Origin of the sequence: Pantoea sp. R102 (assembly GCF_004916815.1) — a bacterium.
Lineage (GTDB): Bacteria > Pseudomonadota > Gammaproteobacteria > Enterobacterales > Enterobacteriaceae > Pantoea > Pantoea dispersa.
In genome coordinates this window covers 1-4,703 of sequence record NZ_SDFT01000088.1, presented here as the reverse complement: position 1 = coordinate 4,703, position 4,703 = coordinate 1, and the positions used below count along the sequence as shown (strand labels likewise).

The window sequence follows — 4,703 nt, the reverse complement described above, 5'->3', positions numbered from 1 at the left end:
CATTTATGCGCACCAGGACAAAAACAAACGAATTAAACGCCGTTCTCCCCTCACACCATCCGCTCAATCTCGCTCAACGGCACCGCCCGGCTGAACAAATATCCCTGCAGCTCATTACACCCGGCATCGGCCAGCGCGTTTTTCTGGCCCTCGGTTTCGACGCCTTCGGCAGTGACGGTCAGGCCCATGGCGTGACCGAGGCGTACCACGGATTCAACAATCGCGGTGGAGTTTTCCGCCACGCCCAGCGACTGGGTAAACGACCGGTCGATTTTAATCTTGTCGACCGGAAAGGTGCTGAGATAATTGAGGCTCGAATAGCCGGTGCCGAAATCATCCAGCGCGATACGGAACCCGGCGTCGCGCAGCGCGATGATGCTGTTGCGCGCTTCGTGTTCATCCTCAATCAACACGCCTTCGGTGATTTCCAGCTCCAGCCGCTGCGGATCGGCTCCTTCCGACTGCACAATCTCAATCATGCGTTCGACAAACCCGCTGGCGCGGAACTGCACCGGCGAAACGTTCACCGCCACAATCACCTGCGGTAACTTCAGGGCGGTTTTGCAGGCCTCGCGCAGCACCCATTCGCCCAGCGGAATAATCATGCCGGTCTCTTCGGCGATGGCGATAAAGTCCGCAGGCGACACATCGCCGCGCTGCGGATGATGCCAGCGCAGCAGCGCTTCCAGTCCGACAATCCGCTGGCCGCTGATCTCCATCAGCGGCTGATACCACACCGCCAGACCGTCGTACGTGACCAGCGCCTGACGCAGATCCGCCGCTATCTGCTGCCGCGTGCGCAGCGATTCATCCATCACCTTTTCAAACTGGCGATACTGGCCGCGTCCGCCATTTTTCGCCTCGTACAGCGCAATGTCGGCTTTGCGCATCAGCTCCAGCCGGTCAATACCATCGCGGGGTGCCAGCGCCAGGCCAATGCTAACGCCAACCCACAGCTCGTTGCCCACCAGCTGATACGGCTCGCCCAGCGCGGCGATGATGCGCTGCGCCAGCGCCTGCACCTGACCGATATTCTCTACCTCCGGCATCACGATGATAAATTCATCGCCGCCAATACGCCCGACGGTATCGCTGGCGCGCACCAGGTGACTCAGGCGGCGCGCCACCTCGATAATCAGATCATCGCCAGCGTGATGGCCCCAGGTATCGTTAATGATTTTGAAGCGATCCAGATCCAGCAGCAGCAACGCCACGCGCTGGTCGTGACGGGTCGCGGCGGCCAGTGCCTGAGTCAGCCGATCTTCAACCAGCGCCCGGTTCGGCAGCCCGGTCAGCACATCGTGAAACGCCAGATGTTGCGCCTGCGCCTCGCTGGCCCCGAGCTTCAGCAGCGACTGCGATAAATCGAGCGAGGAAGTCCAGATGCGCCGCACCATAAACAGACACAGCAGGGTGATCAGCAGCACCGAAATCAGCGTGGAAGGGCCGAGGGTACGCAACATCTGCGCGCCCGGCTTGTCCGGATCCCAGCTGAGGTAGCCGACGATATCGCCCTGACGCGAGGTCAGCGGATAGCGTGCTTTGCGGTCGTTCTGCGGTACGCCATCGCTAAAGAAGAGCTGCCGCAGCTGACTGCGTTCAGACAAGTTGCGCAGATAGCCATCATCAAGAAACTTAATACTCACCAGCCGGTAGCGCCCGGCCTCGCGCGTGGTGCTGATATCGCCCACCGCCAGCGCTGCCGCACGCTGGCCGATGCGCACAAAATCCGCGCGGTCGGCCGGACCGGGTACCTCATCACTGCTTTGCACCAGTGGCGTCTGCAACAGATCGCGCAGGTACGGCCCGATGCGCAGATCCGCCACCGGCTGGCCGTTGCGCCACACGGCGGTCGGCTGATTGGTGCGGTCAAGCAGCACAATCAGCTGATGATCAAACATATCGTACAGCCAGCTACCGACGTTTTGGTTCAGCCAGTCGCTGTCCGGCTGCGGCTGCGCCAGTTGATCGGCGAGCGGGGACCAGCGCGTCAGGCTGCGCAGCTGGCGCAGATGTTCACTCAGGCTCTGATTGAACGAGGCAGCGATCATCCGCTGCTGCTGCTCGCGCGCCTCATGGTTGGTGGCCGAGGTGCTCCAGAACAGGCCGAAACCGGCACCGAGAAAAGTCAGCAGCAAAATCGCCACCAGCGGCAGGATCACTTCGCGCAAAAAATTGCGGCGAAAACCGTGCGAAAGTTTGAAGGTGTTTATCATTTTAAGGTTTCGCGCTCCGGGCAGGGCTTACTGATTAAATTAGCAGAATTTACGCAGCCTGCATCCGGTAAGGGAAGCGTTAAAGGCGTGAAACTGCACGCGATTTTTTTGCGCTTAGTCACAAAGGTAACAGTTAAGTGGATTTTATTGAATTGGTCGCCGTCTGGCTGCCATCCTGCTGCCTTAAAGCAAATTCATCCGTACGTCACTGAGCCGTCACGGCACTGTCATCTGTCTCCCGCACTGTAGTCGCCATTCCGCAGCCTCTTCCGCTGCGCCCCTCAACCTGAAGCGAATGAGGTATTGAGCGTGATGGAGATATCCAGACATCCGACCACTGTCTATCAGGCGGTTGCCGCCCAGCTGGAGCAGGCGCTGCAGGAGCGCTATCGCTGCGGCGATTATCTGCCGTCAGAACAGCAGCTGGCCGATCACTACGCCGTCAATCGCCACACGCTGCGCCGGGCCGTAGATGAGCTGGTGAACAAAGGCCTGCTGCAGCGGCGCCATGGCGTCGGCATCCTGGTGCTGATGCGCCCGTACGACTACCCGCTGCATGCCCAGGCGCGCTTTAGCCAGAACCTGCTGGAGCAGGGCAGTCATCCCACCAGCGAACGGCTGCTGGCGGTACTGCGTCCGGCCAGCAGCGACGTGGCCGCCGCGCTGGGCAGTGACGAGGGCGCCAGCGTCATTCACTTACGCACCCTGCGCCGCGTCAACGGCGTGCCGGTGTGCGTGATCAACCACTATCTGCCCGACCTGCGCTGGTGGCCGGCGCTGCAGACGTTCCAGCACGGTTCCCTGCACGACTTCATGCAGCAGCAGCTCGGCCTGCAGCTGAGTCGCAGTCAGACCCGCATCAGTACCCGCCGCGCACAGGCCAAAGAGTGCAAACAGCTGGAGATTACGCTGCATGCGCCGCTGCTGTGCGTGCGCACCCTGAACACACAGCCTGACGGTCAGGTGGCGGAGTACTCCGTCAGCCTGACGCGTGGCGACATGATTGAACTCACCCTGGAGCACCAATGAAACAGCAAACCGCCCGTCAGCACTGGCTTTCGGTGCTGGCGCACAGTGAAGCCAGCGCGCTGGCCAGCCACTGGCAGTCGCTACAGCTTACACCCGCCTTCGAGCGCCTGCGCCCGGCGGAAACCGGTTTAACCCGTTTGCAGGCGCGCATGGGCGGCAGCGGGAAACGCTTCGTCATGGGCGATGCCACCGTCACCCGCGCGGTGATCAGACTGCACGACGGCACGCTGGGTTTTAGCTATGTGCTGGGGCGCGATAAGGCGCATGCCGAACGCTGCGCGCTGATTGATGCGCTGCTGCAACAGCCGGAAACCCAGGCGCTGCTGCAGGAAAAAATTATTGCCCCGCTGGCGGCACTGCGTGAAGAGCAGCGCCAGCTGCGCGCGCGGGAAATCGCCAGCTCCAAAGTGGATTTCTTTACGCTGGTTCGCGGAGATAACGAATGACATTACTGGCAAGTTTTAACCATCCGGTTGCCGACGCCCAGCGCGCCTTCCGCCGCATTCTCAAAGCGATGAGCGAGCCGGGCGTGATGGTCTCGCTGCCGCTGGCGCAGGGCTGGGGCGATCTCTCCCCGGCCGCAACGGCGGTGCTGCTGACGCTGGTCGATCAGGAGAGCGCGCTGTGGCTGGATCGCCGTGTGGACAGCGATATCCTGCGCAGCAACCTGCGCTTTCACACCGGCGTACCGATTGTCGATGAGCGCGATGCCCCGTTTGCGCTGACCCACGCGGCGGCCAATCCCGATCCCGCCTGCTTCGCTGCCGGTGACAATCTGTCCCCCGAGAAGAGCACCACGCTGATTGTCGAAGTGCCGTCGCTCAACGGCGGGTTGACGCTGCGCCTCTCCGGGCCCGGCCTGCGTGAGCCGCGCGCCATCGCGCCGCAACTGCCGGCCGCCATTCTGACCTATCTGCGTGAGCGCCCGCATCCGTTCCCGCAGGGGGTGGATCTGATTTTCACCTGCGGTGAAGCGATGATGGCGCTGCCACGCACCACCGACGTGGAGGTGTGCTGATGTATGTAGCCGTGAAAGGGGGCGAAAAGGCGATTGCCAGCGCCCATCAGCTGCAGGCCGATCTGCGCCGTGGCGATCGCAGCGTTGCGGAGCTGGGCTGCGATCAGGTGGCGCAACAGCTGGGGCTGGCGGTGGACCGGGTGATGACCGAAGGCGGCATCTTTGACACACAGCTGGCGGCCTTAGCCATCAAACAGGCCAGTGGTGATTTGGTCGAGGCGATTTTCCTGCTGCGCGCCTACCGCACCACGCTGCCGCGCCTCGCGGACAGCCTGGCGCTGGAAACCGCGGAAATGCGCATCGAGCGCCGCATCTCGGCAGTTTACAAAGATCTGCCCGGTGGCCAGGTGCTGGGCCCGACCTATGACTACAGCCACCGCCTGCTGGATTTTACCCTGCTGGCCAACGGCGAAACGCCGGCCGCCGCGCGTGACGATCAG

The 4,703-nt window shown here is 62.2% G+C and carries 5 protein-coding genes; 4 read left to right on the top strand and 1 reads right to left on the bottom strand.

The window, feature by feature from the left end:
* Window positions 1-50: 50 nt before the first annotated feature.
* Window positions 51-2,216 (bottom strand): EAL domain-containing protein, encoded by a 2,166-nt coding sequence (locus ERD80_RS10395; RefSeq protein ID WP_059012650.1) that lies wholly within the window; start codon window positions 2,214-2,216, stop codon window positions 51-53.
* A gap of 312 nt (window positions 2,217-2,528) precedes the next feature.
* Between ERD80_RS10395 and phnF the strand changes: the two genes are divergently transcribed.
* The 4 genes from phnF to ERD80_RS10375 form a co-directional block, all read left to right on the top strand.
* The gene (gene phnF / locus ERD80_RS10390; RefSeq protein ID WP_136546818.1) at window positions 2,529-3,245 is read left to right on the top strand and encodes a phosphonate metabolism transcriptional regulator PhnF; all 717 of its coding nucleotides are present in this window, start codon (window positions 2,529-2,531) and stop codon (window positions 3,243-3,245) included.
* The gene (gene phnG / locus ERD80_RS10385; RefSeq protein WP_058757348.1) at window positions 3,242-3,691 is read left to right on the top strand and encodes a phosphonate C-P lyase system protein PhnG; all 450 of its coding nucleotides are present in this window, start codon (window positions 3,242-3,244) and stop codon (window positions 3,689-3,691) included. The genes phnF and phnG overlap by 4 nt, the downstream gene beginning before the upstream one ends.
* A complete protein-coding gene (gene phnH / locus ERD80_RS10380; RefSeq protein WP_058774784.1) occupies window positions 3,688-4,263 on the top strand; it encodes a phosphonate C-P lyase system protein PhnH in 576 nt (191 codons plus the stop codon). The genes phnG and phnH overlap by 4 nt, the downstream gene beginning before the upstream one ends.
* A partial coding sequence (locus ERD80_RS10375; RefSeq protein WP_168926266.1) for a carbon-phosphorus lyase complex subunit PhnI occupies window positions 4,263-4,703 on the top strand: 441 nt, incomplete at its 3' end. The genes phnH and ERD80_RS10375, both read left to right, overlap by 1 nt.

Coding starts and splice junctions, on each gene's coding strand:
- phnG (WP_058757348.1), top strand. CDS start 3,242: ATGAAACAGCAAACCGCCCGTCAGCACTGGCTTTCGGTGCTGGCGCAC.
- ERD80_RS10395 (WP_059012650.1), bottom strand. CDS start 2,216: ATGATAAACACCTTCAAACTTTCGCACGGTTTTCGCCGCAATTTTTTG.
- phnH (WP_058774784.1), top strand. CDS start 3,688: ATGACATTACTGGCAAGTTTTAACCATCCGGTTGCCGACGCCCAGCGC.
- phnF (WP_136546818.1), top strand. CDS start 2,529: ATGGAGATATCCAGACATCCGACCACTGTCTATCAGGCGGTTGCCGCC.